We start from the raw sequence: 1,025 nt of genomic DNA on the forward strand, positions 1-1,025 counted from the left end.
CGATGCGGTCGGGGGCCCCGCTCAGGCCCGGCGTCAGCATGGTGCCGGGCAGCAGCCCGATGTGGTCCTCGGCGAACAGCGAGAAGACCTGTCCCTGCGATGTGGTATCCCGGTCGGTGCCGGGGCTGACCAGCACCGACCGGGATACCACATCGCAGGCACAGCTCTGCTCGCTGTTCGCCGAGGACAACATCGAGCTGCTGCCCGGCACCATGCTCACGCCGGGCCTGCGCTGGGACCACCACAGCATCGTCGGCGAGAATTTCAGCCCGTCGCTGAACATCTCCCATGCGCTGACCAACGCCGTCACTCTGAAGGCCGGCATCGCCCGCGCCTACAAGGCGCCGAACCTCTACCAGCTCAACTCCGACTACCTGCTCTACAGCCGCGGCCAGGGCTGCTACGGCCAGAGCACCAGCTGTTACCTGCAGGGCAACGAGGACCTCAAGGCGGAGACCAGCGTCAACAAGGAACTGGGCATCGAGTTCAACCAGGACGGCCTGATCGCCGGCCTGACCTACTTCCGCAACGACTACAAGAACAAGATCGAATCGGGCCTGTCGCCCATCGATCAGGCTACCGGCGGCACCGGCAGCTACGCCAACGCAGCGATCTACCAGTGGGAGAACGTACCCAAGGCGCTGGTCGAAGGCCTCGAAGGCACCCTGACCATTCCGCTGAATGAACAGCTGAAGTGGAGCAACAACTTCACCTACATGCTGCAATCGAAGAACAAGGAAACCGGCGACGTGCTCTCGGTGACGCCGAAGTACACCCTGAACTCCATGCTCGACTGGCAGGCCACCGACGCCCTGTCGCTGCAGGCCAGCGTCGCCTGGTACGGCAAGCAGAAGCCGAAGAAGTACGACTACCACGGCGACCGTGTCACCGGCACCGCCAACAACCAGCTCTCGCCCTACGCCATCGCCGGGCTGAGCGGCACCTACGTGTTCACCAAGAACCTGAGCTTCACCGCCGGGGTCGACAACCTCTTCGACAAGCGCCTGTTCCGCGAGGGCAACGCC

General features: G+C 64.0%; 1 protein-coding gene. It reads left to right on the forward strand.

The features are described from left to right. Nucleotides 1-116 precede the first annotated feature (116 nt). Nucleotides 117-1,025: FepA family TonB-dependent siderophore receptor (locus DVU99_RS19605; RefSeq protein ID WP_304529411.1), on the forward strand; the 909-nt coding region annotated here is incomplete at its 3' end.

Source organism: Dyella sp. C9 (assembly GCF_003332825.1).
Lineage (GTDB): Bacteria > Pseudomonadota > Gammaproteobacteria > Xanthomonadales > Rhodanobacteraceae > Dyella.